This window comes from Nocardiopsis sp. TNDT3, assembly GCF_003427465.1.
Lineage (GTDB): Bacteria > Actinomycetota > Actinomycetes > Streptosporangiales > Streptosporangiaceae > Nocardiopsis > Nocardiopsis dassonvillei.
This window is the reverse complement of sequence record NZ_QPFC01000648.1, coordinates 1-2,268: the sequence shown is the minus strand read 5'-3', so window position 1 is coordinate 2,268 and position 2,268 is coordinate 1. Positions and strand designations below refer to the sequence as shown.

The 2,268-nt window shown below is 69.4% G+C and carries 2 protein-coding genes and 1 pseudogene; 2 read left to right on the top strand and 1 reads right to left on the bottom strand.

Going from position 1 to position 2,268, the window contains the following annotated elements; translation table 11 throughout:
• Positions 1–543, bottom strand: a pseudogene (locus DQW06_RS16425) (hypothetical protein); the annotation flags it as partial.
• Positions 544–1,337: 794 nt separating this feature from the next.
• Here DQW06_RS16425 and DQW06_RS16420 point away from each other — a divergent pair.
• On the top strand, positions 1,338–1,730 hold the full coding sequence (locus tag DQW06_RS16420; protein WP_013153550.1) for a hypothetical protein: 393 nt from the start codon (positions 1,338–1,340) through the stop codon (positions 1,728–1,730).
• Between the two features lie 42 nt (positions 1,731–1,772).
• Positions 1,773–2,126 (top strand): hypothetical protein, encoded by a 354-nt coding sequence (locus DQW06_RS16415; RefSeq protein WP_013153549.1) that lies wholly within the window; start codon positions 1,773–1,775, stop codon positions 2,124–2,126.
• Positions 2,127–2,268: the final 142 nt, after the last annotated feature.

Sequence of the window (2,268 nt, the reverse complement as noted above, 5' to 3'; positions counted from 1 at the left end):
GATCTGGACGCGCTGGATCAGCGCGCCGAAGCTCGCGAAGACCTGGCTGACGACCTGGTGACTCGGAACGGTGACGAGGAACCAGGCGATGAGACGCCGGATGGCCAGGCTCCGGATCGCCTTGAAGACCGGGATCCACTTCAGGGAGGCGCCGAAGGTGAACTTGGCCGTCGCGATGGCCCAGGTGATCTCGGCGATGAGCTGGGCCACCTGGACCCAGACCATCGCCACCATGTAGTCGACGTTCGCCGCCGCCTTGCGCAGCTCGGTCGAGAGCATGCGGCTCGTGCTCGCCGCGTTGCCGATGTAGTCCCTGTCGCCGCTGGTGAAGGCGGCCAGGGAGCGGTTGTAGTAGTCGGAGGCCGCTCCGCCGAAGTGCCTCCGGACGTTGGTGCGCGTCGTGTCCATGACGTCGGAGAGCTCGTGCAGTTGCTTGTCGAGGAGGTCGTAGACCTCCGAAGCGGCGCGCATGGCCGGTGCGCTGGCCCGGGGAAGGTCGATGCCCAGCACCACTTTGACGAAATCGTGTGCTGAGTCACCCATTTTCTGGGGGTCGAACAGCATTCCCGACCCCTTTCCCCACCACGCGCATCTGAAGCGAGGGTAAAGGTAACATCATCGCGCGCAGGAGTGGAACCCGCCCCTCTGGTTTCGAGGTGTTCCGCGGGTGCGGACGCGGGATTTTGTTGCGTCCGTGTTTCCGGGCTTTTCCGATCGGGTGCCGAATACGGAGGGGGATGACCCCTATGTATAGTCACGACTCCGCGGGTTGCATTCACCTCACCCGGTGCGGTACCTGTTGTGTCGGGCGGAGGGGAATGATTCGCCGGGGCGGCCCGGTCCCGTGCGGTGATCCACCCTTCCTCCTTCCCCTGTTCTGTTGCCCGTGATCGCTTTCCTGTTCCTTTCTCAGGTGTGCGTCGCCGGGGGAGGGCCTCCTGTCGGGACCCGGCCTGACCACGGCTACCGGGATCGCTGGCCGGGGCCGGCCCGGGAGCGCCTCCGACCTCCCGGGGCGGGGCGGCACCGCCCACTCGGGAGGCCGGGTGGGAACCGACCGCGAACGGAGTTCTCCATCCCATTCGGAAGGCGTGCCGGTGCGGTGTCCTTTGTCGCGTTGGGCTGCGTGACCGAGACCGGATCTCCGGCGTGTCGGTTTCCCCCGGCCCCGGGGCGGTCGCGCCGGCGGTGCTCGGCGGGTGTCCGGGGCGCCGCCGCGCAACAGCGGGGCCGGGTGGTGTTCCGGCCGCCGTCCGGAGTGCCGTCGGCAGCGCGCTTCCACGGGCCGTCCCTGTCGTGAACGACCTGAGTAAAACCTTGAAGGAGATCCTGAAGGCATGAGTTCACCGATACGGGAGCAGATGGAAGCCGAACTGCGGCGGCTCGATACGACACTGAGGGAGCTCATGGAGGCGGGCGAGGGCCTGGAGTCGGAGACCGAGGAGGCCACGTCCAGGAACCGGCTGGTGACCGCGGAGGTCGACGCGACCGGTGACCTCGCCGGGCTCGTGTTCCACACCGACGGGTACCGGGGCATGGCCGCCGCAGAGCTGTCGGCTACGATCGTCGAGGTGATCGCCCGCGCCCAGCGGCGGATGGCGGAGCGGGCCGTGCAGGCGTACGACTTCGCCTCCCCCGAAGGCGTCGACGCGTCCGCCGTGCTGCGCGGCGAGGTGGACGTCGAGGAGACCCTGCGCGCACTGGGCTTCTCCCCGCGCGACCTGGAGTGACGGTCCGACCGCAGCCATCAGACAGCGAACAGGAGGAGAACGATGTCCGCATCACACGGCCGGCTCTCCGTCGACGTAGACGGGATCGGGCGGCACAACAAGCTCGTCTACGAGGCCGCCGACTTCACGGACGAGGTGGTGGCCGACGCGCGCGACGCGATCACGTCCTTCGAGGAGGCGCCCTGGGGGGTCGAGGGGGAGTACTCGAAGCGGATGCAGGAGACCCTGGGCGAGGCGGAGAAGATCCTCTGGCAGCTCCTCGACTACGTCGCCGTGGCGCAGAGGCAGGCCGCCGACGGGGTGGTCCGCACCGTCCACGGTCTCTCCGCCGCCGATGACGCCAACGCCGACGTCCCCGGCTCGTTCGACCCGCGCACGCGCGGCGGACGCCGCTGACGGTCGCACGCACGCGGTCCACCGCCAAATGCCGGGCCGACCGCTGCCGCGCCCAAGGCCAGGGCCGGGATGGACGGCGCCTCCAGCCGCCCGCGCCGCTCACCCCAGCGCGCCCCCGCCCGCCGCGAACGCCGCGTGATCG